Annotated in this window: 22 protein-coding genes and 2 tRNA genes; 20 read left to right on the forward strand and 4 right to left on the reverse strand. The window is 54.8% G+C overall.

Annotation, left to right across the window (positions count from 1 at the left end):
- Positions 1–33 precede the first annotated feature (33 nt).
- Positions 34–110 (forward strand) — tRNA-Met (locus tag HKD32_RS06415).
- A 299-nt stretch (positions 111–409) separates the two neighbouring features.
- Here HKD32_RS06415 and HKD32_RS06420 read toward each other — a convergent pair.
- A complete protein-coding gene (locus HKD32_RS06420; RefSeq protein WP_194257752.1) occupies positions 410–4,144 on the reverse strand; it encodes a glycoside hydrolase family 99-like domain-containing protein in 3,735 nt (1,244 codons plus the stop codon).
- A 130-nt stretch (positions 4,145–4,274) separates the two neighbouring features.
- Here HKD32_RS06420 and metX point away from each other — a divergent pair, with 130 nt between their 5' ends.
- The 3 genes from metX (at position 4,275) to HKD32_RS06435 (ending at position 7,832) form a co-directional block, all read left to right on the forward strand.
- Complete coding sequence (gene metX, locus HKD32_RS06425; protein WP_061928555.1) at positions 4,275–5,468, forward strand: homoserine O-acetyltransferase MetX; 1,194 nt, start codon at positions 4,275–4,277, stop codon at positions 5,466–5,468.
- Positions 5,468–6,067 carry a methionine biosynthesis protein MetW gene (gene metW, locus HKD32_RS06430; RefSeq protein ID WP_010504043.1) on the forward strand — a complete coding sequence of 200 codons (600 nt, stop codon included), beginning with the start codon at positions 5,468–5,470 and terminating at the stop codon, positions 6,065–6,067. The genes metX and metW overlap by 1 nt, the downstream gene beginning before the upstream one ends.
- A gap of 460 nt (positions 6,068–6,527) precedes the next feature.
- Positions 6,528–7,832 (forward strand): DEAD/DEAH box helicase, encoded by a 1,305-nt coding sequence (locus tag HKD32_RS06435; protein WP_010504041.1) that lies wholly within the window; start codon positions 6,528–6,530, stop codon positions 7,830–7,832.
- Between the two features lie 241 nt (positions 7,833–8,073).
- Here HKD32_RS06435 and HKD32_RS06440 read toward each other — a convergent pair.
- A tRNA-Ser gene (locus HKD32_RS06440) sits at positions 8,074–8,163 on the reverse strand.
- Positions 8,164–8,399: 236 nt separating this feature from the next.
- Here HKD32_RS06440 and HKD32_RS06445 point away from each other — a divergent pair.
- The 12 genes from HKD32_RS06445 (at position 8,400) to HKD32_RS06500 (ending at position 20,038) form a co-directional block, all read left to right on the forward strand.
- Positions 8,400–8,921: a Spy/CpxP family protein refolding chaperone gene (locus tag HKD32_RS06445; protein WP_010504008.1), complete on the forward strand. Its 522-nt coding sequence runs from the start codon at positions 8,400–8,402 to the stop codon at positions 8,919–8,921.
- A 129-nt stretch (positions 8,922–9,050) separates the two neighbouring features.
- Positions 9,051–10,466 carry a signal recognition particle protein gene (ffh, locus tag HKD32_RS06450; protein WP_061933350.1) on the forward strand — a complete coding sequence of 472 codons (1,416 nt, stop codon included), beginning with the start codon at positions 9,051–9,053 and terminating at the stop codon, positions 10,464–10,466.
- Between the two features lie 40 nt (positions 10,467–10,506).
- The gene (rpsP, locus tag HKD32_RS06455) at positions 10,507–10,860 is read left to right on the forward strand and encodes a 30S ribosomal protein S16 (protein WP_007283494.1); all 354 of its coding nucleotides are present in this window, start codon (positions 10,507–10,509) and stop codon (positions 10,858–10,860) included.
- 31 nt (positions 10,861–10,891) lie between these two features.
- The gene (rimM, locus tag HKD32_RS06460; protein ID WP_061933348.1) at positions 10,892–11,434 is read left to right on the forward strand and encodes a ribosome maturation factor RimM; all 543 of its coding nucleotides are present in this window, start codon (positions 10,892–10,894) and stop codon (positions 11,432–11,434) included.
- Positions 11,431–12,135, forward strand: coding sequence for a tRNA (guanosine(37)-N1)-methyltransferase TrmD (gene trmD / locus HKD32_RS06465; protein WP_061933346.1), 705 nt, complete (start codon positions 11,431–11,433; stop codon positions 12,133–12,135). Before rimM ends, trmD begins: the two co-directional genes overlap by 4 nt.
- A gap of 24 nt (positions 12,136–12,159) precedes the next feature.
- A complete protein-coding gene (rplS, locus tag HKD32_RS06470) occupies positions 12,160–12,552 on the forward strand; it encodes a 50S ribosomal protein L19 (RefSeq protein WP_010504000.1) in 393 nt (130 codons plus the stop codon).
- Positions 12,553–12,572: 20 nt separating this feature from the next.
- Positions 12,573–14,000 (forward strand): 3-isopropylmalate dehydratase large subunit, encoded by a 1,428-nt coding sequence (gene leuC, locus HKD32_RS06475; RefSeq protein ID WP_010503996.1) that lies wholly within the window; start codon positions 12,573–12,575, stop codon positions 13,998–14,000.
- Entirely contained in the window at positions 14,000–14,626 is a 627-nt protein-coding gene (gene leuD, locus HKD32_RS06480) for a 3-isopropylmalate dehydratase small subunit (RefSeq protein ID WP_010503995.1), read from the forward strand. The genes leuC and leuD overlap by 1 nt, the downstream gene beginning before the upstream one ends.
- Complete coding sequence (gene leuB / locus HKD32_RS06485) at positions 14,623–15,732, forward strand: 3-isopropylmalate dehydrogenase (RefSeq protein ID WP_010503994.1); 1,110 nt, start codon at positions 14,623–14,625, stop codon at positions 15,730–15,732. Before leuD ends, leuB begins: the two co-directional genes overlap by 4 nt.
- 164 nt (positions 15,733–15,896) lie before the next feature.
- Positions 15,897–17,099 carry a pyridoxal phosphate-dependent aminotransferase gene (locus HKD32_RS06490; protein WP_061933344.1) on the forward strand — a complete coding sequence of 401 codons (1,203 nt, stop codon included), beginning with the start codon at positions 15,897–15,899 and terminating at the stop codon, positions 17,097–17,099.
- Complete coding sequence (locus HKD32_RS06495) at positions 17,096–18,307, forward strand: pyridoxal phosphate-dependent aminotransferase (RefSeq protein ID WP_194257753.1); 1,212 nt, start codon at positions 17,096–17,098, stop codon at positions 18,305–18,307. The genes HKD32_RS06490 and HKD32_RS06495 overlap by 4 nt, the downstream gene beginning before the upstream one ends.
- A 42-nt stretch (positions 18,308–18,349) precedes the next feature.
- On the forward strand, positions 18,350–20,038 hold the full coding sequence (locus HKD32_RS06500; RefSeq protein WP_194257754.1) for a M3 family oligoendopeptidase: 1,689 nt from the start codon (positions 18,350–18,352) through the stop codon (positions 20,036–20,038).
- A gap of 46 nt (positions 20,039–20,084) precedes the next feature.
- Here HKD32_RS06500 and HKD32_RS06505 read toward each other — a convergent pair whose 3' ends face one another.
- Positions 20,085–20,609 carry a thioredoxin family protein gene (locus tag HKD32_RS06505; protein ID WP_408870219.1) on the reverse strand — a complete coding sequence of 175 codons (525 nt, stop codon included), beginning with the start codon at positions 20,607–20,609 and terminating at the stop codon, positions 20,085–20,087.
- Positions 20,610–20,702: 93 nt separating this feature from the next.
- Between HKD32_RS06505 and HKD32_RS06510 the strand changes: the two genes are divergently transcribed.
- Positions 20,703–21,014 carry a hypothetical protein gene (locus HKD32_RS06510; RefSeq protein ID WP_337905504.1) on the forward strand — a complete coding sequence of 104 codons (312 nt, stop codon included), beginning with the start codon at positions 20,703–20,705 and terminating at the stop codon, positions 21,012–21,014.
- Here HKD32_RS06510 and HKD32_RS06515 read toward each other — a convergent pair.
- A complete protein-coding gene (locus tag HKD32_RS06515) occupies positions 21,009–21,446 on the reverse strand; it encodes a DUF423 domain-containing protein (RefSeq protein WP_194257756.1) in 438 nt (145 codons plus the stop codon). The genes HKD32_RS06510 and HKD32_RS06515 overlap by 6 nt on opposite strands.
- Positions 21,447–21,565: 119 nt before the next feature.
- On the opposite strand from HKD32_RS06515, the gene HKD32_RS06520 reads away from it, so the two are divergent.
- The 3 genes from HKD32_RS06520 (at position 21,566) to HKD32_RS06530 (ending at position 23,549) form a co-directional block, all read left to right on the forward strand.
- Positions 21,566–22,159, forward strand: a complete 594-nt coding sequence (locus tag HKD32_RS06520) for a DUF4142 domain-containing protein (protein WP_194257757.1) — start codon at positions 21,566–21,568, stop codon at positions 22,157–22,159.
- A 15-nt stretch (positions 22,160–22,174) separates the two neighbouring features.
- Positions 22,175–22,735: a cob(I)yrinic acid a,c-diamide adenosyltransferase gene (locus tag HKD32_RS06525; protein WP_194257758.1), complete on the forward strand. Its 561-nt coding sequence runs from the start codon at positions 22,175–22,177 to the stop codon at positions 22,733–22,735.
- A gap of 235 nt (positions 22,736–22,970) precedes the next feature.
- Positions 22,971–23,549, forward strand: a complete 579-nt coding sequence (locus tag HKD32_RS06530) for a hypothetical protein (protein WP_034880435.1) — start codon at positions 22,971–22,973, stop codon at positions 23,547–23,549.
- Positions 23,550–23,558: the final 9 nt, after the last annotated feature.

Below are 23,558 nucleotides of genomic sequence, written 5' to 3' on the forward strand. Positions count from 1 at the left end.
AAAACCCCAAAAAACCAACATCACACACACCACCGCGGGGTGGAGCAGCCCGGTAGCTCGTCAGGCTCATAACCTGAAGGCCGCAGGTTCAAATCCTGCCCCCGCAACCAATGTACCCTGCACTCCCGTGAGCAAAGCTCCGGGAGTGTTCGTGATTCTAATTGCCTATACAGCGATGATACTGCACAGCACAGTAGGCATCTCTCACCAACGGACAGTCTGGCATTGTTTTTTGGAAAAAAAAGGGCGCAGATAGATTCCTCTGTTCGTTCGTTAACTAATACAGATCTCACATCTGTACTCAAATTCATGTGGTCTGAGCCCATCTATTCAGACCTAAACTAAGCCATTTTTCAAATTTTCCTGATTAAGGTGATATCTTCATTTAAATTATAGAACATTTTTCGGTTCAAATATTAAAATGTTCTATAACTTTGCGTTGGTATGCTTTTTGTTTTTTTATTTTTTCTTTTGAAATATCCATTCTATCCATGATGGTTTTGTGCATGAATTTTATTTCGTTGATATGCTGATTTTTATCAAGAAGGTGAGTTGCTGAATTCCCATGGCGTCGATGAATGTTCAGTGATTGCTTAACGTACACGATGCCAGTTTCATCCTGATCCAGAAGTTCGAGATAAATACGCCAATCTCCTGCAACGCTGAGTATTCTGAGGTCTTGTTGGCATCTGCGTAGAGCGGCGCGCATGGGGTCACGTTTGAAAACGGCTCCGCTCACGTTGAGGATAAGATTGCGTTCTGAGAGGCACGTCTTCAGAAAATCGCGTCCTTGGAAATATCCGTCATGATCTAAAATGCTTCCAGCCGTTTCGGAGCAGTAATTACGATAAGACGAGGTAAGAGGAGCACCATTTGTATCAATGGACCTGCTGTCACTGAAAGCCATTGTAGCATTGGGGTGCTGTTGCAAGGCATCAAAAAGTTTTTCCAGAAACTGTGGATCACAGAGATCATCTGCCTCTGCGATCCAAACCCATTCTCCTTGGGCCTCTTTGAATGCTTTTTCCCATTGACGAAAAACTGAACCTGAAGGTTTGCGCCCTTTTATAAGGCGTATTTCGCGTTGCCATTCTCTGGCAGTATTCTGGGCGATATCTACACTTTTGTCTGTTGAGACATCATCCAGAACAATAATTTCAAGAATAGGAAGCGTCTGTGTAAAAATAGAAACCAACCGACTCTCTAAGTAACGTGCGTAATTGTAGGATGGTACGACAACCGAAATGGTCGGGAGTTGTGAGAATGCGTTATGTAAGAGAGCTTCAGCATAAGATTTGAAATGAAGCTGATTTTGCATTTTTCGTGCTATTTTTTTGCGATGCAAAAATGGTCGTTTTTTTGATTGCTGGCCAAGCGCAAAAAGGGCTTTCGCCATTGCGTTAATATCACCGAGCGGAACCATTGAATGCTTAGTATCGGCTGTATTCAAGCTTTCAAGAAAAGGGGGAATTCCGCCGCTGTCTTTAAACGCGGTGCAGGATAAGCCTGCGCTGAGAGCTTCAAGAGCAACAGACGGATAGGGATCTTCGCGGGATGTTAGGGCAAAAACGTCGGCTGCCGACAGCCAGTCCGACATGTTTTTCACATTTCCGGGCATGTGAAATGTTCCTGACGTCAAGGCTAGATCAAGCTCTGAACGGAGCCCATCTTCGAGGGTAGGGTCTATGCCTCCCAACCAGACGAAGTGAGCGTCATTTTGCAAAATACGCCATAATTGCAGGAAAAGATCGAAGCCTTTTCGCATGTCTGCATAGCCTGCTCCGAGCACCAAAAACTGTGTTTCTGTCAGCTTTAGTTTTTGACGAATGGCTTGTCGTGTAGATGTGCTCAAAGCAGGTGGTTGATACAGGCCTTGTGGAAGGATGCTTAGTTTGGGATGTTTTTCCAACCCAAGTCGTTGCGCAACGATTTGTGCGGGAACGATAATAGAGTAGGCGAGGTCACAACACTTATGCATTTCACTGACCAGCTTGCGAATATTTAAGATATTCGGCAATTCATGGATCAAAAATGTGTAGGGAATGCTGTTCTGAAAAAGGGCGGGTGCTAGCGGTGATGATGCGGAGCTATTGAGAATGGCTTGCTGAAAGCCTTCTTTCTTCAGAACGCTCAGTCTTTTTTTTGTTTCTGGAGACGTTACGGACAGAATCTCTACGGGCGCAATACGTCTGTATTCATCGACCATCGCCCCTCCTTCCAGCAGCACAAAGCGAAGATCCACACCAAAAGACGCACGAAGAGTTCGGCCTATTTCAAGCAGAAGTCTTTGAGCACCTGCAGGAAATGCATCATGACCGATCAGAAGGAGGCGGGCCTTGTTTAGCGAGCTTTTAAACCCCGTGCATGCTCTGGCTGTCGCATTCAAATAAGCGCTGCCAAAATGTATGTCGGGTTCAAGATATGCGCCTTCAGCCCATTCATTCCAGGCATTGATGCAGACGATGGATTCACCGAAGAACCGTTCTTTTTGAGCCTGATCAACCAAGCCGGTCAGCCATCGCTCATAAAGTTTGGGTGTAGATCCGTGCAGGACCAGTCCTTGTCCCTGGCGGCGCGCATCATTATCCCAGGAGGGTGCCGCGGTCCGTATCAGGGGGTAGGATGTCGGAGGCTGTTTGAGAGCATTTTCGACAATATCTGAGTAATCATAAATCTGGCCGCGGAAATCTTCGTCCATCAGTTGCACGTGTTCGTTGATCAGACTGCAATTCGCAACGACCTTATGGGGCGGAAATTCGATGGCTCCATCTACGCCAAAATCACGAGGGTTCTCGGCGTTAAAAGCCTGCCCCATGACAAAAATCGGGTTCAGGTTATGTCGTTTTCTGAAAAGTTTGCGCCACCTTTCAAAAGCCTGAGGTGCATCCGGGATAGTCCCTGGCCTATACACCATGAGGAGAGGGCGACCTTGGACCTGGATATAGCGCGGGTCACGCATATGGCGTGCAAAGCAATCAATCAGAGCATGATCGTCTTCCGGCCGGTAATTCTGTGCAATGAGGATGTCGTTATCGGATCCGTCCCATCGACGGCTCCAGTTTTCATTAGCCCACATGAGGCAGAACGGCAGAGCGATATCAGGATTGGCCAGAAGCATTTCCAGCGGTCCATCAAGAAGCCGTTTGCGATTGAACCAGTAGAAATAGAAAACGAAACCTTCAATTCCCGCAGCCTTTGCCATGTCTGCCTGTCTCTTCAGTAAATCTGGAGACGTCAGTGTGTAATGGCCAAGGTCGCGCGGAATGCGCGGTTGATAGTGGTCAGCGAACCGGGGGAGCGCGCGGGACGTATTTGTCCATTCCGTAAAGCCGTCTCCCCACCAGGCATTGTTTTCCGGAGTGGCGTGATATTGCGGCAGATAATAGGCCAAGACACGTGCGCGGCGGATCGCACTCTCTGGAAGAGGTTGAGTCTTTTCAAACAGTGGTCCGGGCGTGCTGCGTCGACGAACTTCCCGGAAAACCGTAAGTTCGTTTTGTGGTTGTGCAGGATGAATGCTGGGTTTGTGCCTATTTTCCAGGTAATGCAGGAGAGGGTTTGTATCTGGCTCATGTCGCAGATAGTTCTTGCGATAATAGACTGGATCAAATGCTTCAAAAGGCTGTCTGGCCTCACGAAAACCCTGGATCATATAGTGTTCGAGTGGGTCTATCCCTGCCGCAGCGACATCCGGGTAAGCTTTAAGATAGAAAGCCGGATCAAACTCTGCGATGGGCTGCAGGATCTGGGTGTGTCGGTTCAGCAGGTAGTGCGCCAAGGCCAGCATTCCCTCGGGAATGGTATAGGTTTGGGCATACCAGGCCGGATCAAACCACTTGATAGGCTGACGGCCTTCTTTTTCTCCAGCGATAACGTAATGAAGCAGAGGATCGCCAAGAACGTCCGGGTATTGTTTCAGATACCAGTGTGGATCAAAGAACGGGTTGGGTTTGCGTCCTTCTTTCCAGCCACAGTGATGATAATGCCGTAGAACGGCTGTCCCCAGATTTTTCAGGTCAGGATTGGTCTTCAGATAATAGGCGGCATCAAATGTCCCTGAGTATCCGAGGACCTGAAGGGAGGTGGGGCGTACGGAATCAGCGGAAGGACCGGGGCGAACGCAAGTTGTAAGACCATCTGGCATGAGATGTTTTTTTACTGTTTCTTAACAAAATTCAAGCACGTTAATTTATCGTCAATCGAGAAAGAAATTTGCTGTGTCGCCGGGACAATGTCATACCGTCCGCCCCGGAAGGCATTCGAGGTGGGAACTGATGGATCGCAGTGTGTCTTCTTCCGTTGAGGAAGGTCCTGTCTACACGCATCAAACCATGCGTCTGGAAGAGGGGATGGCGCTGGAATGCGGTGCTCATTTGGCACCTCTGGAAGTCGCTTACTGCACTTACGGCACGTTATCTGCTGCCCGCGATAACGCCATTCTCGTCTGTCATGCATTGACGGGTGACCAGTATCTTGCAGAGCCTAATCCGCTGACGGGAAAGCCTGGTTGGTGGAGCCGTATGGTCGGTCCTGGGCTTCCAATCGATACGGACCGTTTTTTTGTGGTCTGTCCGAATGTCCTTGGGGGGTGCATGGGGTCTACGGGGCCGCGATCCCTCTGTATCGAGACGGGTAAGGCCTGGGACAGCGAGTTTCCCCCTATTACGATGCATGACATCGTGGCCTCTCAGGTCCGCCTGGTAGATTATCTTGGAATTGAACGCCTCTTTGCTGTCGTGGGTGGATCAATGGGCGGTATGCAGGCGCTGACATGGGTGGCAGATCATCCAGAGCGCGTTTTCGCAGCTTTGCCCATTGCCACGTCGCCTTTTCATTCGGCGCAGAATATTGCGTTTAACGAGGTCAGTCGTCAGGCCATCTTTGCAGATCCTCACTGGCATGACGGACATTACCGGGATTTTGGTGCTATTCCGGCGCGTGGTCTGGGGGTTGCGCGTATGATGGCGCACATCACCTATCTCTCAGAAGAGGCTCTGAGTCGAAAATTCGGTCGGCGTGTTCGTAAGGAAGCGGCTACGGCCATTCCCGCAGCGAGCAGTCCGTCGCTGTTTGGCGAAATGTTTGAGGTTGAAAGTTATCTCCGGCATCAGGGGTCAACATTCGTCCGAAGATTTGATGCAAACTCCTATCTGACGATTACGCGGGCGATGGATTATTTTGATCTGGCTGCCGAGCATGACGGCGATCTGTCAGCTCCTTTTGGAAAGTGCGAGACGCGTTTTTGTGTCGTGTCTTTCAGTTCTGACTGGCTTTTCCCGACGTCTCAGTCCCGACTGCTGGTGCGTGCTTTGAATAAAGCTGGGGCAAACGTCTCTTTTGTGGAAATCGAAAGTGACCGTGGGCATGACGCATTTCTTCTGGATGAGCCTGATTTGGATCGAACCGTAAGAGGTTTTCTGAATGGTGCTGCCGAACATGCCGGTCTTACCAGGGAGGAGGCACTCTGATGCGCGTTGATCAACAACTAATTGCAGAGATGATCCCCGCGAAAGCGCGCGTTCTGGATGTAGGTAGTGGCGACGGTACTCTGATCGACTACCTGTTTCGTACCCGGGGCTGTGATGCTCGAGGTATTGAAATTGACATGCAGAGTGTTACCCAGTCGGTCGCTCATGGTCTACCGGTCATGCATGGAGACGCAGATCACGATCTTGCACACTATCCGGATGATGCATTCGATTATGTTGTCCTTCAGAGAACGCTGCAGGCTGTAGAGCGTCCGCGAGAAGTGCTGAGGCAGATGCTGCGTATTGGCCGTCATGCCATCATCTCTTTTCCGAATTTCGGGCACTGGCGTTTGCGGCTGCAGCTTCTGACAACCGGACGTATGCCTATGACGTCTGTCTGGAGCACGCCTTGGTATTCCACGCCGAATATTCATCCCTGCACGATCAGGGATTTTCTCGCTCTGTGTGAGGAAGACGGATATGTTGTCCAACAATGGCTTGCTGTGGATGAAGACGGACTGAAAGCGCCTTGGAGGCGGTCAATCCGATTTGCCAATCTGTTTGGCGAGCAGGCCCTCTTTCTGCTCAGTCGCGGCTAAGTTTGCTTTTGAAGGGATATCCTTTCTGTTTGGTCAAAAAGGAAAGATATTCTTTTCTCCCGCTGCATTCTTTTCTGTGAGATGATTCACGGTTTCGCAAAATACGTGAAATAATAATGATTTTTTGTGAATCGAGCGTGCGTTTCTCTTGCGGCGAAAGGGAACGTGTCCTACATCAATCCGCAGATATCCCGGCATTTAAAGCAGGGAGATGCTGACGGTTTCGTCGTCATGCTGATTTGGTTTTGGCGTTCAGGTATCAGGCTTCATGGTTCATTTTTGAAAAATGAAGTGACCAATTTAACCGGTCTCACTAGCTGGTAAATGGTCATGATGCTGGCTGAAGTCAGCTGAGAGCCGTCTCTCATCAACTCTAGGCTCAAAGCAGGCGTCCTTTCGTGCTCCAAAAGTACGGCTCGGGCTGTGCGAGCCAGGCCTTGTTATCCCTCAGGAGGGGTCCATGACCAGTTTCGCAGAGCTCAATTTAGCCGAACCAATCCAGAAGGCGCTTGCCGAAGAAGGATATACAACCCCCACGCCTATTCAGGCTGGCGCAATCCCGCATCTTCTTGAAGGCCGTGATCTTCTGGGGCTGGCGCAGACAGGAACAGGTAAAACGGCGGCTTTTGCTCTGCCGATCCTTGATTACCTTCTGCGAAATCGTCGTCCCCCTGCGCCAAAGACCGTTCGCGTTTTGGTGCTGGCTCCAACACGTGAGCTTGCGTCCCAGATTGACGAAAGTTTTGGGGCTTATGCCCGTCACATGAAGCTGTCTCATGCTGTTGTTTTCGGTGGCGTCGGTCAGGGGCGGCAGATTGAAGCGACGCGTCGTGGTGTCGATGTTCTGGTGGCAGCACCTGGCCGACTGCTGGATCTCGTAGGGCAGGGGTATATTGATCTCTCGGCTCTGGAAGTTCTGGTGCTTGATGAAGCCGACCGGATGCTGGACATGGGCTTCGTTCGTGATATCCGCCGTATTATGGCGCTTTTGCCAGAGCGTCGTCAGACGGTTCTGTTCTCTGCGACGATGCCGCAGTCCATCAGTGATCTGGCGCACTCCCTGCTGAGCGACCCTGCAACCGTTCAGGTTACACCTGAATCCAGCACTGTGGATCGTATCCGCCAAGCTGTCATGTTCGTTGAGTCGGAGAAGAAGAAAGACGCGACGCTGATGCTTGTTGAGAGCTCAAACGTTGTGCGTGCGGTCGTCTTTACGCTGATGAAGCATGAAGCCAACAAGGTTGCAGAGTTCCTGAACAAGAACGGCATTACTGCTGAGGCCATTCACGGAAACAAGTCACAGGGCGCTCGTGAGCGAGCCATGTCGGGTTTCCGCAACGGCACGGTCAAGGTACTGGTCGCAACGGATATTGCGGCACGTGGTATCGATGTCGACGACGTATCTCACGTTTTTAACTATGATCTTCCGAATGTCCCTGAATCCTATGTTCATCGTATCGGCCGTACGGCGCGTGCGGGACGTGATGGCTGGGCCGTGTCGCTCTGCGATGCCGAGCAGCGCGCATGGCTGAAGGACATTGAAAAGAAGATCGACAAGGCTATTCCAGTCGTAACTGATCATCCTTATCACTCTGATGCGGCCCAGAATTCCACAATGCGCCCTCCGGTTCTTGGTGGCGGGCGTGGCGGTGGTCAGCGCGGTGGTGGAAATGGTGGCGGTGGCCGACGCCGTTCTGGTCCGCCATCATCAGTGCGCGGATCTGCTGGCCGACGCGGTGGCGCACGTTCTGCCGGGCAGCGCTGACTTTTGATGAGGAGTAGATTTCAGGGATTGAAGTGCTCTGGAATCTGTCTCTACTAAAGAGGCAGCAAACCTCCATCCGATGTATCGGGTGGAGGTTTTTTTTATGCAAAAAGAGTAAACATCTGCCACCGCGGGTGTCGCAGCTTGCGCATAGCTGTTTCGCTGTAAGCCGGAATTGTCCGTTTTTAACGGAATGCCGGTAATTGAATGCGCCTGAATTATAAGGGGGTACGTATTGTTTTGGCGGAGAGGGTGGGATTCGAACCCACGGTACGCTTCCACGCACGGCGGTTTTCAAGACCGCTGCCTTAAACCACTCGGCCACCTCTCCTGACATCTGCCTCAATTAAGAAAAAGGAGCAGAGTCGTATCCTGTTTTCAGGATGTGGGCGCTTCATGCAATGAGGAGGAAGGGACGTCAAGGGGTGTTGTGAGTTACATACCCCTACGAGGTTTACGTTTCGAAACAGGAGTGGGGGAGTTTTGTAACAAGGAACGTGTCATCTTGATTGTCAGGGAAGCGGGAGTGCGCTTCCGTCTCCGACAACCCTCAAGGATATGACATCCATGACGGCCTTTCGTCTTTTTGCTTTTCTCCCTGTCGCTGCGTCTGTCGGGCTTCTGGCTGCGCCGCTTCTGGCTCAGGCCCATCCGGGTCAGTCCGCTCCATCCCGTGCGGGACTACACGGCGACCACGGTCCCGGCGATATGCCGCCTCCGTTTCCACCTGGTATCACTTTGACGGATGCACAGAAGGCTCAGGTTCATACGATCTTCAAGCAGGCGCATGAGGATATGAAGGCTCAGCATGAAAAGCTGAAAGCCCTCCGTGACAAGATCCGCACAGAGTTGTCTGCTGAAGGGGATCTCAATCGATCGCTGCTTGCAGACCTGACGCGTCAGGAAAGTGAACTGCACATGCTGGAAGCGCAGGCACGTCTTGCAACACAGGAAAAGCTCCACGATGTGCTGACGCCGGAGCAGCGTCGGCAGGCGAATGCAACGATGGAGAAGATCCGCTCGCTTCATGAGCAACTGGATGCCATCATGGGGCACCTGCCGGAAGACGGACCGCCGCCAGCGCCCTGATTTCTGACAGAATGCCGCTCTATTGCTTGACGTCAGTGGCTCAAGGCGATAGAGCGGTCCTGTTTTCGGACACGCCACATCGCGAAGGCTCGCGCAGTGGCGTGTTTCTGTTTGCTGTAAGGTGGCCCGTTGTTCGATCAACTCTCAGGCAAGATGTCCGGTGTCCTCGAAGGACTTTCCAAGAATGGAAAGCTCACCGAGGGTGATGTCACCGAGGCAATGCGCGAAGTCCGTCTGGCTATGCTGGAAGCGGACGTTGCGCTGCCAGTGGTGCGTGACTTCGTCAACAAGGTTCGCGAGCGCGCTGTCGGGCATGAAGTGCTTGAAAGTGTGTCTCCCGGTCAAGCTGTTGCCAAGATTGTCAACGATGCCCTGATTGATGCGTTGGGTGGTGCAGGCGCAGTTCCGCTGAGCCTCGCCGCTGTGCCGCCTGTTCCCGTGTTGATGGTTGGTTTGCAGGGTTCTGGTAAAACAACCACGTCGGGCAAGATTGCTCTGCGTCTGTCGCAGCGTGAAGGCAAGAAGGTTCTTCTCGCCAGTCTGGACGTCTATCGTCCGGCTGCCCAACTCCAGCTTCAGCAGTTGGCAGAGCGCGTCAATGCCATCACGAAGCGTGTCACGGCCCTTCCGATTGTTGCCGGACAGTCGCCGGTAGAGATCGCCAGGCGCGCGCTCGATACGGGGCGCCGTGAAGGCTATGACGTTGTTATCCTCGATACGGCAGGCCGTCTTTCCATCGATGAAGCCCTGATGGACGAGGTGCGTCAGATCCGCGCGGTCACGAACCCGGCTGAAACGCTGCTGGTCGTGGATGCCATGACGGGTCAGGACGCGGTCAATACGGCCAAGTCTTTCAATGAGGCTGTCGGTATTACCGGCGTCGTCATGAGCCGTATGGACGGTGACGCACGCGGTGGTGCGGCTCTGTCCATGAAGGCCATCACGGGTGCGCCGATCAAGCTGACCGGCTCTGGCGAAAAGCTGGAAGCCCTCGAAGAATTCCATCCGGAACGCGTGGCCGGCCGTATCCTCGGCCTGGGTGACGTGGCTGGTCTCGTGGAGCGTGCAGCGGAAACGCTCGACCACGAGGAAGGCGAGCGCGTCGCCAAGAAGATGCTCGCCGGCAAGTTTGATCTGGATGACTATGTCTCCCAGATCAACCAGATCAACCGTATGGGGTCGATCTCGGGTATTCTCGGTATGCTTCCTGGTATGGGTAAGATCAAGGATATGCTGGGTGATAAAGAGATCGACACATCGATCTTCAAGCGTCACAAGGCCATCATTTCCTCGATGACCAAGCAGGAACGCAAGACGCCGGGAATCATCAAGGCATCTCGCAAGAAGCGGATTGCCTCGGGTTCCGGAACGACGGTTCAGGAAGTGAACCGTCTGCTCAAGCAGTTTGACGACATGTCCACAATGATGAAGCGCATCAGCAAAATGGGCCTTGGTGGCCTGATGCGTGGCATGGGTGGGGCAGGTGGTCTGGCTGATATGATGAAGGGCATGGGCAAGCCTGGTGGCCGCCCGCCTTTCGCCTGATCAGTCTCAAGTTTTCAAGTTTGTCCTTCAGGAGTTTTTCATGAGCCTTAAGATTCGCCTTGCACGCGCAGGTGCCAAGAAGCGCCCTTACTACCACATCGTTGTTGCTGACAGCCGCAGCCCGCGCGACGGCCGTTTCATCGAGAAGGTTGGCGCATACAACCCGATGCTGCCTTCCGATCATGCTGACCGTATCCGCCTCGATGGCGAGCGTATCACGCACTGGCTGTCCAATGGCGCACAGGCCACGGATCGCGTTGCACGCTTCCTTGGTAACGCTGGTCTGGCTCCGAAGCCGACATACAGCGAGCAGCCGAAGCAGTCCGCTCCGAAGGCAAAGGCACAGAAGCGCGCTGCTGATGCCGCTGCTGCCGCTGCTGCTACGGCCGGCTGATCAACTGCTGACGCACCAGGACGCCTGACCCGTGCCCCGCTTCAACCCTGACAGTGATGTTCTGATCGCCACCATCGGTCGCCCGCATGGTGTTCGCGGTTTGGTGCATCTGCATGGCGCCACTGACGATCCGGAAACGGTTGAAACGATCGGTGTGCTGCATGACGAGCATGGAGCGGCATGGACGGCGCGCTGGGTTTCTCCCGGTGTCGCAGCGCTGACGGACGGGCAGGGAAACACTCTGTCAGACCGGACGGCTGCCGAGCGGGTTGTCAACCGTCGGCTGTATGTTGCGCGCGACGTTCTGCCTGCCGTTGAGGAAGACGAGTTCTATCATGCTGATCTGATTGGCATGACGGCTGTCTCCGAAAGTGGCGACGTTCTTGGAACCATTACCGTGGTCCATGACTACGGTGCTGGCGTCAGTCTCGAGATTGATCGGGGGCTGATTGTTCCATTTACGATGGCCTGTGTGCCGCATGTCGATCTCGCGCAGCGTCGCGTGACCGTCGTGCCGCCGATCGAAGTCGAGGTTGAAGGTGATCTCGACGGAGAGGTTCAGGTTCGGGCATGAGCTGGCGCGCTGACATCCTGACCCTGTTTCCGGATATGTTTCCGGGTCCGCTGGGTTTTTCCCTGGCGGGCAGGGCGCTAGAGCGCGGGATCTGGTCCTGTGAATCGCATGATCTGCGTGAGCATGGACTGGGTCGTCATCGCGCTGTGGATGACACGCCGTTCGGCGGCGGTGCTGGCATGGTGATGCGGGCAGATGTGTTGGATACGGCTCTTTCGGCGCTTCCCGCGTTGGATGGTCGTCCAGTCATTTACCCGACACCGCGTGGGCGCCGTCTGTCCCATGAGGATGCAGAGCGTTTCGTGGCAGGGCCGGGCGTCGTGGTTCTGTGTGGGCGTTTTGAAGGGATCGACGAACGTGTGCTGGAAAAGCACGACATCGAACAGTTCAGTATGGGCGATGTCGTGCTGTCAGGTGGAGAAATTCCAGCCCTGATGCTTCTGGACGCATGCGTACGTCTTTTACCGGGAGTGATGGGTTCCCAGATGAGTGGGCAGGACGAAAGTTTTGCCGAAGGTCTGCTGGAGTACCCGCAATATACGAAGCCGGCGGTCTGGGATGGGCGGGAAGTGCCCGAAATCCTGCTCTCCGGCAATCATGGTGCCATCGCCCGCTGGCGTCATGAACAGTCAATCGCCGTCACGAAGGCACGTCGCCCCGATCTGTGGGATGCGTACCTGGCGCGACAGCAGGTTCATTGAATTTTTGTTTCCAGGAGTTTGGTCATGAACATTATCCAGCAGTACGAGGCGCGCGAAATCGAGCGTCTTTCCGCAGCTCGCGCAGTTCCGGAATTCATCGCAGGTGACACGGTTCGCGTTGGCGTTCGCGTTGTCGAAGGTACGCGTGAGCGCGTGCAGAACTTCGAAGGCGTTGTCATTGCCCGTTCCAACAAGGGCCTGAACAGCAACTTCACGGTTCGCAAGATTTCCAACGGTGAAGGCGTGGAGCGTGTGTTCCCGCTGTACGCTCCGTCTCTCGCCAGCATCGAAGTGGTGCGTCGTGGTAAGGTGCGTCGTGCAAAGCTGTACTATCTGCGTGGCCGTTCGGGTAAGTCTGCACGTATTGCAGAGCGCCCGCGCGATCTGCCGAAGGCTGGTGAAAAAGCCGCTTCCTAAGTCAAGGTTGGAGTATAAGGATGCCCGTTTCTTCTTCGCCCAGAACACTGTTTGACAAGATCTGGGCCGATCACGTTGTTGACCGCCTCGAAGACGGGACGTGCATCCTATACATTGATCGTCATCTTGTTCACGAGGTGACAAGCCCGCAGGCTTTTGAAGGTCTGCGGATGGCCGGACGTCGCCTGCGCCGTCCGGACGCAACAGTCGCTGTTGTGGACCACAACGTCCCAACGTCCGACCGTTCCCAGCCGATTGAAGAGCCGGAAAGCCGTCTCCAGATCGAAACGCTGGAGAAGAATGTCGCTGAGTTCGGCGTTCCCTATTTTCCGCTGCGTTCCGCGTCTCAGGGCATCGTTCACGTTGTCGGCCCGGAGCAGGGTATTTCCCTACCAGGCATGACGATCGTTTGTGGTGACAGTCATACCTCGACACATGGTGCGCTCGGCGCGCTGGCGTTCGGTATTGGTACGTCAGAAGTCGAACACGTCATGGCGACCCAGACGCTTCTCCAGAAGCCCGCAAAGAATATGCGTGTTTCTGTCGAGGGCAAAGTGGGGTCGGGCGTGACAGCCAAGGACATCATGCTGGCCATTATTGGCAAGATCGGTACGGCTGGCGGCACTGGCCATGTGATCGAGTTTGCTGGCTCTGCAATCCGCGACTTGGACATGGCGGGGCGCATGACGCTCTGCAACATGTCCATTGAGGGCGGTGCAAAGGCTGGTCTGATCGCTCCGGACGAAACAACTTTCGCCTATGTGAAGGGGCGTCCGTTCGCCCCGAAGGATGAAGCATTCGAGCAGGCCTGTGCGTACTGGCGCACGCTGGCATCGGATGAAGGCGCTCATTTCGACACGGAAGTGACGTTGAAGGCCGAAGATATCGTGCCTTCCGTGACCTGGGGCAACAGCCCACAGGACGTTCTCCCGATTGATGGCGTTGTGCCGTCTCCTTCTGATTTCAAGGATCCGGCCCAAGCCGCGCAGGTTCAGCGCGCTCTGGATTATATGGGCCTTACTGCTGGCCAGAAAATCGCCGGAACGCCCGTCGATGTCGTGTTTATCGGCTCATGCACCAACAGTCGTCTAGAAGATCTGCGTGCTGCGGCTGAAGTTGTTCGCGGACGTCATGTCGCTGCAACGGTTCGTGCCATGATTGTTCCGGGCTCAGGTCTCGTGAAGGCTGCCGCCGAGGCCGAGGGGCTGGACAAAATTTTCCTTGATGCCGGTTTTGAGTGGCGTGAAGCAGGCTGCTCGATGTGTCTGGGGATGAACCCGGATCGTCTGACGCCGGGGCAGCGTTGCGCGTCCACGTCGAACCGTAATTTCGAAGGCCGTCAGGGGCCGGGCGGCAGAACGCATCTGTGCTCACCGTCCATGGCCGCAGCCGCGGCCGTGACGGGCACGCTGTGTGATGTGCGTGAGCTGATGAAGGAAACCGTCTGATGGAAAAGTTCACGGAACTGACCGCCATTGCGGCTCCGATGCCGAATGAAAATATCGACACCGATCAGATCATTCCGGCACGCTTTCTGAAGACCATCCAGCGCACTGGTCTCGGCAAGAATGCTTTTGCGGCGCAGCGTTACGACGATAACGGCAACGAGAACCCGGATTTTGTTCTAAACAAAGAGCCGTATCGTCATGCTGAAATCCTCATCACCTATGACAACCTTGGCTGTGGTTCATCCCGCGAGCACGCACCTTGGGCTTTGCTGGATTTCGGTATCCGCTGCGTTATTGCACCAAGCTTTGCCGACATTTTTTTTAATAACTGTTTCAAGAACGGTATCCTGCCGATCCGTCTGCCACGGGAAATCTGTGACGAACTGATGGGTGATGCGCGTCAGGGGGCAAACTCCCGTCTGACGGTCGATCTGGAAAAGCAGATCATCATTCGCCCGGATGGGAATGTCGTGCCGTTCGAAGTTGATCCGTTCCGCCGTCACATGTTGCTCGAAGGTCTGGACGATATCGGCCAGACGCTGGCGCATGATGCGGAAATCAGCAGCTTTGAACATCAGGCCAGCCGTGCATGGGTGCCGTCAATCAGCATGGGAACTGCAAAATGAGTGAAGCCCACAAGCTTCTTGTTCTTGCCGGTGATGGTATCGGCCCGGAAGTCATGCGTGAAGTTGCACGGATCGTGCACTGGCTGGACGCAAACCGTGGCCTGAAACTGGACATCACGGAAGAACTCGTTGGCGCGGCTTCGCTTGCTGTCCATGGCGTTCCCATCCGTGATGAGGTTATCGACCTCGCCCGGAAGTCTGATGCGGTTCTGTTCGGCTCGGTTGGTGATCCGGCCTGGAGCCATGTCGGGTTCGACAAGCGCCCTGAAGTGGCCATTCTGAAGCTGCGCAAGGAGCTTGAGCTTTTTGCAAACCTTCGTCCGGCTCAGCTTTTTGATGCGCTGATTGATGCGTCTGCCCTGAAGCCGGAAGTCGTTCGCGGTTTGGATATCATGATCGTCCGTGAGACGGTCGGTGGTATTTATTTCGGTGAGCCGCGCGGCATCGAGACGCTTCCAGACGGGTCCCGTCGCGGGATCAATACGGAAGTCTATACGACGTCCGAGATCGAACGTGTCGCCCGCGTTGCTTTTGAGATGGCCCGTCAGCGCAGCAATCGCGTCTGCTCCGTCGAGAAGTGCAATGTGATGGAAAGTGGCCTCCTGTGGAAGGAAGTCGTCACGGATCTACACAAGCGCGAATATCAGGATGTGGAACTGTCCCACATGCTGGCCGATAACTGCGCCATGCAGCTCGTTCGTAACCCGAACCAGTTTGATGTGATCGTTACGGGCAACCTGTTCGGCGACATCCTGTCCGATCTGGCCTCCATGCTGACGGGTTCGCTCGGTATGCTCCCGTCTGCAACGCTTGGCATTGTCCGTGAAGATGGCAAGCGCAATGCGCTGTACGAGCCGATCCATGGTAGTGCACCGGATATCGCTGGCAAGGGCATTGCAAATCCGCTGGCGCAGATCCTCTCGTTCGCGATGCTGCTGCGGTATTCTTTGAACCGTGCGGACGATGCGGATCTGATTGAAAAGGCAGTGTCTAACGTACTGGCCAGTGGTTTGCGGACTGCGGATATCATGTCACCGGGAATGGCTCGTGTTGGCACCGATATGATGGGCCAGGCTGTCGTTCGTGAAATGGAAAAGCTGGCCTGATATCTCAGGAAGGCTGATGTGTGAAAAAGCCGGATAGCTCCTAAGGGGGGTATCCGGCTTTTTTTTATGTAAAAAACGCATCTCTCATCTGCAGATGGGCTGTGGTCAAATGCCTATCGGGAGCGGTAGGGTTCCTGCGCGATAAAGCCCATCAGGAACCCATCATGTCTTTCATTGCCGACCGTCTGAACCGTATCCTGCCGAGCCAGACGATTGCGATTACGCAGAAAGCCCGCGCTCTGAAGGCGGAAGGCCGTGACATCATCAGCCTTTCTGCTGGCGAACCGGATTTTGATACCCCCGATTTCGTCAAGCAGGCCGCCATTCGCGCCATTCAGAACGGCGAGACGAAATATACGGATGTCGCGGGTACGATGCCACTGCGTGAAGCCGTCGCTGCCCGGCTGAACGCTGATTTCGATCTGGATTACCGCGCCGAGGAAATTTGCGTTTCGACCGGTGGCAAGCAGGTCATTTACAATGTGATGGTTGCCACCCTGAATGCAGGTGATGAGGTCATCATTCCGGCGCCGGCCTGGGTGTCTTACCCTGATATCGTCTCGTTGGCGGACGGAACGCCTGTTGTGGTTCAAACGACGGCTGAGAACGGTTTCCGCCTGACGGCTGACCAGCTTCGCGCAGCTATTACGCCGAAGACGAAATGGCTGATGTTGAATTCACCCTGTAATCCAACAGGTGCAGCTTATGATGAGCATCATCTTAAAGCGCTGACTGACGTTCTGATGGAGCATCCGCATGTGTGGATTCTGACAGACGATATGTACGCCAAGCTGATGTATGAAGGTGCCGTCGCCAAGACGTTCGTTCAGGTCGAGCCCCGTCTACGAGACCGGACGGTGACGATGAATGGCGTGTCCAAGGCCTATGCCATGACCGGTTGGCGGATTGGCTTTTCCGCGGCTCCTGTGGAACTGACGCGTCAGCTTATCAAGTTGCAGGGACAGAGCACGAGCAATCCATGTTCCATTGCTCAGGCTGCGGCTAAGGAAGCAGTTTCAGGCCCGCAGGATTTCATTGGCGAAATGGTGAGCGTTTATGAGCAGCGCCGCAATCTTGTGGTGTCCATGCTCAATGAAGCACCTGGCCTGAGTTGTGCCAAGCCTGAAGGCGCATTTTACGTCTTCCCATCCATAGAGGGAACGCTTGGCAAAACGAGTAAGGGCGGCCATCTGATCGACAGTGACGAGGCTTTTGTCACGGCGCTTCTCGATGAAACGGGCGTGGCGGCTGTTCATGGAAGTGCCTTCCTGACGCCTGGGTATTTCCGGATTTCCTATGCTACGAGCACGGAGCTTCTGAAGGAAGCCTGCACCCGTATCCAGCAGTTCTGCCAGGGCCTGTCATGACGTTCCGCATCGCATCACGTCTGGCAACGCTTCCCAAGCCTGCGACCATTGCCATGGCCGCGCGGGCCCGTGAACTACGGGCCGAGGGCAGGGACGTCATTTCCCTGGCCTTGGGGCAACCGGATTTTCCATCACCGCCGGAAGCCATCGAAGCTGCGTATGCGGCTGGGCTTGAAGGCGATACGGGTTATCCGCCTATCCCCGGCCAAAAGGCACTGATCGACGCTATTATCCAGAAGTTCAAACGGGATAATGAGATCGCTGCGACACCAGATCGGATCATGGTCGCGAACGGTGGCAAGCAGGTTATTTATAATGCGTTCACAGCGACGCTGGATGAAGGCGATGAAGTCATTGTCCCTGCACCGTACTGGGTCAGCTATCCGCTTATCGCGCGGATGCTGGGTGGGAAGGCTGTGGAAGTCGCCTGTCGGGAAGAGGATGGTTTCCGTCCTGACCCATCTGCCATCAAAGCCGCGATTACGCCGAAAACCCGCTGGCTGGTTCTGAATTTCCCCAACAACCCAACGGGAGCCATTCTGGAGCGCAAAGACCTTGAGGCGATTGCCGATATCCTGCGTGAGGCTCCGCATGTTCTGATCATGTCAGATGAAATTTACGAGCATCTGACGTTTGACGGCCGCAAGCATCTGTCCCTGCTTCAGGTAGCTCCCGATCTGGCTGATCGTATTCTCGTCATCAACGGAATGGCCAAAGCCTACGCCATGACAGGGTGGCGGGTTGGGTTCGCCTGTGGGCCAGTACCACTTATCAAGGCGATGATTGCCGTGCAGGGCAATACGACGTCTGGCGTCTGCACCCTAGCGCAGGCAGGTTCCGTCGCTGCGCTGAATGGTGGGTTGGAGCGTATCGAACAGATGCGTGAGACCTATCAGCGCCGACGCGACAAAATGGTGGCTGCCCTTCAGGCGATCCCCGGTCTGACCTGTGCCATCCCGGAAGGAGCGTTTTACGTCTATCCGGGTGTCGGCGCACTTCTTGGTGGTACGTCCGGTAATGGGCGTGTGCTGAACACGGATGTGGATTTCGCTGAAGCCCTACTCGACGAGGCCTATGTTGCGACCGTCCCCGGAACAGCATTCGGATACAACCCGTATCTGCGTTTATCCTGCGCGGCATCGGATGAGCAGCTTGCGGAGGCCTGTCGGCGTCTGGCTGAATTCGTGAAAGCCATTCAGAAACCCTGAGAGGCATGGACGGAGACGGAGCGGAATGTCAGAATTAGACCCATGACACAGACAATCCCTCCGTTCTCTGACCTGTCTTTCCCCCGTCCTGACGAAGCGTCCCTGAAGGCGCGGTATGACGATATCGCGCTCCTGCTGGATCAGGGGCGCTCCAAGGATGCTGCGCAGGCTTTCGATTTCGTGCGCCGCGAATATGAATCCTGGGCATCACACGTCCACCTTCAGTTCTCGCGCAACACGCAGGACGAGCAGGCCAAGGCGGATCGTGACTATGCAGATCGTCTGTCGCCGGTCGCGACTGACCATGAAGTTACGATTAAGAAGCGCCTTCTGGGGGACCCGGATAGAGCGGCTCTCGAAGCTCTGGTCACGCCCCATATTGTCCGTTTGTGGGAAGCCGATACCACAACTTTCGATCCACGCATCAGCACCGATCTGGAAGAAGAAGCGCGTCTGACGGGCGAGTACACGGCCCTGCTGGCCTCAGCAAAGATCCCGTTTGACGGAAAAGTGCTCAACCTTTCCGGTCTGGTGCCTTACTTGCAAGGGCCAGACCGTGAGATGCGGCATGCGGCCGAACAGGCCCGCTGGGCATTTTTCGAAGAGAACGGTGAGGCACTCGACACCCTCTACAGTCGCCTCGTTGAATTGCGTGACCGCATGGCGAAAACGCTAGGGTTCGAGAATTATATCGAACTCGGTTATCGCCGGATGCGCCGGACGGATTACGGCCCCGAGCAGGTTGCAGCCTTCCGTGAGAAGGTTCTAAGTTCCGTCACTCCGCTGGTTCAGTCTTTGCTGGAACGCCGTCGTCTGAAAATGGGGTGGGACAAGGTCTGGGCCTGGGATGAGGCGCTGATTGACCTTCAGGGCAACCCGAAACCTGCCGGTGATCACGATCTTCTGGTGGCCCGTGCTGAAGGCATGTTCCGCGCGCTCGATCCCAAGGGCGAGATGGGCGATTTCTATGTTCAGATGCGCGATCTCGAGTATCTGGATCTAAAAAACCGTGATGGCAAAGCAGGAGGCGGCTTCTGCACGTCCTTCCCAATGATTGGCAGCCCTTATATTTTCGCCAATTTCAACGGCACGCATAACGACATCGGCGTTTTCACCCATGAAATGGGTCACGCGTTCCAAAACTGGAAAAGCCGCGATCAGGACTGGGTGGATCAGCTCTGGCCGACGATGGAAGCGGCGGAAATCCATTCAATGGGTCTGGAATTCCTGACATGGCCGCAAATTGATGCGCTGGTTGAGGATGGAGCGGCTGATCGGTATCGCCGGATGCACCTGATCGATGCCCTGTCGTTCTTCCCTTATGGCGTCTGCGTCGATCATTTCCAGCATGAAGTCTACGCCAACCCGCAGATGACGGCAGCGGAACGGCATGAGACGTGGTTACGTCTGGAGAAGATGTACATGCCATGGCGGGACTGGGGCGATCTGGACTATCCGGCCAAGGGTGGACGCTGGCAGGCGCAGCTTCATATCTACCGGTTGCCATTTTACTATATCGACTACGCACTGGCTCAGTGCTGTGCGCTTCAGTTGTGGCTTCGTTCGCGAATGGATCGGGCAGGGACGTTCGAAACCTATCGGAAACTTTGTGCCGAAGGCGGCTCGAAGCCATTTGCACAACTGGTGGCAGATGCCGGGCTTGTTTCGCCGTTCGAGGCGGATGCGCTGGCGGAAGTTGTTCATGAAGCCGAGCAGGAACTCGGAATCTGAAAGGCTATTCTGGCTCCGAAGTTATTTCCGGAGCCAGAAAGTAAAATCAGCCGCGGCTGTTCCATTCTGAAATCAGGTCCAAAACGGCCTGAGGGGACATGCTGCGGGCGTTCCCGAGCGCTTTCGACCCGTCGTCGTTCAGGGCCTTTCCGTCTGGCGTCACGATAATGACGGTCGGAACGGCCTTGATCGTCACGCCATATTTCTGGGCGAGATCCAGATTGGTGTTGATACGGCCAACATTGACCGGAACAATTACAAACTGGCTGTCGAGCCACGCCTTGGCATCAGGAAGTGCGAAAATGCCGGACAGCATCTTGCAGTCCGGGCACCAGTTTCCACCAAAATCGAGAAGCACTTTGCGCCCGGTTTTCGCGGCGAGGGCAAAAGCATCCTTGACCTGAGCCTGAGCAACAGACGTATCCGGGTACGGTGCAGCGACGGGGGGAGCGGATGTTTCGCTCAGATGTGGCGCTGGCGTCGTTGCAGCATGGGCTGCAAATGGAGCGGAAAGCGCCAGACCCAGTCCGGCTGCGGCGAGAAAGGAAGCGCGCATAAAAAAGGCTTTCATTGAAGGAAGAGACTGCATGACATAACGCAGTCTTGCAGAAAAACGATTAAAGCTGAATTCAACCTTGAGGTCATGTTCTTGATAAAATCCCGAGTGCTTTCTCAGTCCCCAAAGACTGTCCCGGAAGTCAGCATTGCCGAAACGCTCCTGCGAACCGTTAGCCTGGTGGGATTAACACTCGCATTCGCAGCGATATTCCGGTTCTGGCATCCGACGATCAAGCTGGTGCAGATGGTTGCGGCGACCCATGCGTGGCAATGGCTTTACACGCTGTTCCGTGTCGACTCCGCGCTGGGCCGGGAGCAGATGATTCTGATCGGTATCATCGTTTTCTGCTTCTGCGCGGCGCTGATTGTTCAGATCGCCGTACTTGCGGTTATCAAAAGGATACGAAGCAGATCATAAAGTGTCGGAGGAGGCTTTACGCAGGCCCGAAGCGGCCGCCAGAAGCCACGAAATAATCAGCAGCGTGCCACCATAAGGTGCAATCCGCGCGACGGATAACGTGCCGATCTTTAGATCGAAAAGAGCGTATAACGTTACGGGCGCACAGAACAGAATTGTCCCTAGCGCCATGGTGAGGCACGCCAGCCGGACGAGACGGCCCCCTAGCAAAGGGGCGCCAAGCGTAAGAGCACAAAGCGCAATGGCGTGCCACATCAGGATTTCAACACCTGTATGGAGAACGCCTCTTCCATTCGGAACGGCAAAGGCAGCGTCAGGCAAATGTGATGCCAGTGTCCCAAGTACGAGTCCGCCAGCACCTCCCAATGCACCTGAAACGAAGCAGAAGCGGAAGATGCCAGAAAGGGCAGGGAGGCGGGGATTTGCGGACATGCGTTGAATGTACCATGAAGTGTTCCGGAACATGAATGGACCGTTTTGAACGCGGGGCCATTCACCCGTAGCGGCCGGGGGGCTTCTCCCGGTCTCACCGATGAAAGGACTGTCTCTTCATGAGAGCCACCGCACGTTTTGCTGCTTTTGCATCCCTGAGCCTGTTTGCCGGTCTTGCGGCCTGTAATGCACCGGATGCGCCGCCAGCTCCGGCTCTGCCGTCTGCGGCTTCGACCTATACACTTTCCACGGCGGATGCGGCGTTCCTGCAGCAGGTTGATGCCATGGATCTGACACAGATCAGCATCGCCAACCTTGCTGCGACGCACAGCAACAGTGATGTCGTGAAGGCTTTTGCAGCCACAGTTGTCAGTGACCACACGACGAACCGCAAGGCTGTTGCAAAAATTGCGACAGATGCGCACCTGACAGTCATGGACAAGCTGAACGCTGGCGATGAAGCGCATGTTGCGACGTTCGGTCATCTGTATGGCACATCTTTTGATCGTGTGTTCCTGAGCGAAATCAAAAGTGTTCAGACGCCTGCTCTGACAAGCGCCCTCACCACCGCTACGCAGTCGGGTGGGACGGCAGATATCAAGACCCTGGCCGGGGACACGACCAAAATGCTTCAGGATCATACGACTCGGGCAGGCGATCTGAGCGGTGCGAAGACCATCAAGGGTCATCACCATCACTTCGGCCGTCACTGAGGAAAGATTTCCGGAATGAGTATTCGGCTTGATCGTATCGTGACCCGGGGTGGAGATCAGGGGCAGACGTCCCTTGGGGATGGTTCGCGCGTCTCCAAGGATTGTGCCCGGATTGAAGCCATGGGGACGGTCGATGAGCTGAATGCTCTTCTGGGGGTTCTTGAATATCATGTACGGATGGATGGAAATACTTCCAGTATTTCTTCTGATATTCGGCAGATACAGTCCTGTTTATTTGATTTGGGGGCTGATCTCTGTATCCCCGATACAGGTCGCCCGCCTGCTTTGACGGAGAAAGCGGTTTTCTGGATCGAAGCCTGTATTGAGCGGCTCAGGGTCGCGCAGCCTGAACTCCGTAGTTTTATTCTGCCTGGAGGCTCCCTGATTTCAGCCCATGCCCACTTGGCTCGTACAGTTACCCGTCGGGCGGAGCGCAGGTTGATCTCCCTCGAGCCGAGGCCGGCGGAAGGGATCCGGTTTCTGAACCGATTGTCAGACTACTTCTTTGTTCTTGCTCGCCATGCGAATGAGGACGGTGCCCAAGATGTGCTCTGGCAACCGGGTCAATGGAAATAAAGAAATACGAATACAGTTCTATTGTTTTGATGACAGGCCTTGGCGGACCTGATAAAAGGCCATTGTCTGACAGAACGGGTCATTCATGAATTCCGTTAATGTCGACTTTCAATTTCCTTGCCAGGACACGTTTCGCTGATTGGCTCATGGGCTTTTCAGTCTCTCTGTTATTCAGAGAGGTCGTCCCTGTTGGGAAACGCAGCATAAATTTCATTATTGGTTGAAAAAACAAAGAATGCAGGACGATCAGCAGGTTAGCGAAGACAAACTGCGAGAGGCGCTGGCTCGTCTAGGATCGGGGTCATCATCCCGCTCCCAGAAGCCTCGCCCGGTGACACCAACTACGGAACGCCGCCGTCGCTTTGTACGTGACGGACAGGTTGTTGTTGAACACCAGGCCAGCCGTGGCTTTAGTCAGCGGAACAATGGACCTGGTCAGGAAGAGCAGGAAGAAATCGAGCGTCTTCGTCAGTCGGTGAAGCGTGAACAGCGCCGCTGGGAAGAAGCCGAAAAGAGCCTCTCAGATATTCGGACGCAGCTTAAGGCGTTTGAAACACGTGAAGCTCATGCCAAGATTCAGATTACGGAACTGAACCGGAATCTTCGCGATCATCAGGATCAGATCCAGTCTCTCAAGGCGCAGCTTCATCAGGCACGGGAGCAGGCTGCCGAAGCCGCTCGCCGGACACCGCGTCCGGTAGGGCGTCCGCGTAAGGTTGTCGTTGAAGACGATGTTATGGTTGCCGACGAGCCTGTTCTGGCCGACGTTGAATCGAACGAGCCAGAGCCCGTTCAGTGGTGGGTGAAGGCCTGACTCTGTCAG

It is taken from the genome of Gluconobacter japonicus, assembly GCF_015244665.1.
GTDB lineage: Bacteria > Pseudomonadota > Alphaproteobacteria > Acetobacterales > Acetobacteraceae > Gluconobacter > Gluconobacter japonicus.

Excerpts from the sequence above, each read along its gene's own strand:
- HKD32_RS06420 (WP_194257752.1), bottom strand. The coding sequence starts at position 4,144 with ATGCCAGATGGTCTTACAACTTGCGTTCGCCCCGGTCCTTCCGCTGAT.
- metX (WP_061928555.1), top strand. The coding sequence starts at position 4,275 with ATGGATCGCAGTGTGTCTTCTTCCGTTGAGGAAGGTCCTGTCTACACG.
- metW (WP_010504043.1), top strand. The coding sequence starts at position 5,468 with ATGCGCGTTGATCAACAACTAATTGCAGAGATGATCCCCGCGAAAGCG.
- HKD32_RS06435 (WP_010504041.1), top strand. The coding sequence starts at position 6,528 with ATGACCAGTTTCGCAGAGCTCAATTTAGCCGAACCAATCCAGAAGGCG.
- HKD32_RS06445 (WP_010504008.1), top strand. The coding sequence starts at position 8,400 with ATGACGGCCTTTCGTCTTTTTGCTTTTCTCCCTGTCGCTGCGTCTGTC.
- rpsP (WP_007283494.1), top strand. The coding sequence starts at position 10,507 with ATGAGCCTTAAGATTCGCCTTGCACGCGCAGGTGCCAAGAAGCGCCCT.
- trmD (WP_061933346.1), top strand. The coding sequence starts at position 11,431 with ATGAGCTGGCGCGCTGACATCCTGACCCTGTTTCCGGATATGTTTCCG.
- rplS (WP_010504000.1), top strand. The coding sequence starts at position 12,160 with ATGAACATTATCCAGCAGTACGAGGCGCGCGAAATCGAGCGTCTTTCC.
- leuC (WP_010503996.1), top strand. The coding sequence starts at position 12,573 with ATGCCCGTTTCTTCTTCGCCCAGAACACTGTTTGACAAGATCTGGGCC.
- leuD (WP_010503995.1), top strand. The coding sequence starts at position 14,000 with ATGGAAAAGTTCACGGAACTGACCGCCATTGCGGCTCCGATGCCGAAT.
- leuB (WP_010503994.1), top strand. The coding sequence starts at position 14,623 with ATGAGTGAAGCCCACAAGCTTCTTGTTCTTGCCGGTGATGGTATCGGC.
- HKD32_RS06490 (WP_061933344.1), top strand. The coding sequence starts at position 15,897 with ATGTCTTTCATTGCCGACCGTCTGAACCGTATCCTGCCGAGCCAGACG.
- HKD32_RS06495 (WP_194257753.1), top strand. The coding sequence starts at position 17,096 with ATGACGTTCCGCATCGCATCACGTCTGGCAACGCTTCCCAAGCCTGCG.
- HKD32_RS06500 (WP_194257754.1), top strand. The coding sequence starts at position 18,350 with ATGACACAGACAATCCCTCCGTTCTCTGACCTGTCTTTCCCCCGTCCT.
- HKD32_RS06505 (WP_408870219.1), bottom strand. The coding sequence starts at position 20,609 with ATGAAAGCCTTTTTTATGCGCGCTTCCTTTCTCGCCGCAGCCGGACTG.
- HKD32_RS06515 (WP_194257756.1), bottom strand. The coding sequence starts at position 21,446 with ATGTCCGCAAATCCCCGCCTCCCTGCCCTTTCTGGCATCTTCCGCTTC.
- HKD32_RS06520 (WP_194257757.1), top strand. The coding sequence starts at position 21,566 with ATGAGAGCCACCGCACGTTTTGCTGCTTTTGCATCCCTGAGCCTGTTT.
- HKD32_RS06525 (WP_194257758.1), top strand. The coding sequence starts at position 22,175 with ATGAGTATTCGGCTTGATCGTATCGTGACCCGGGGTGGAGATCAGGGG.
- HKD32_RS06530 (WP_034880435.1), top strand. The coding sequence starts at position 22,971 with ATGCAGGACGATCAGCAGGTTAGCGAAGACAAACTGCGAGAGGCGCTG.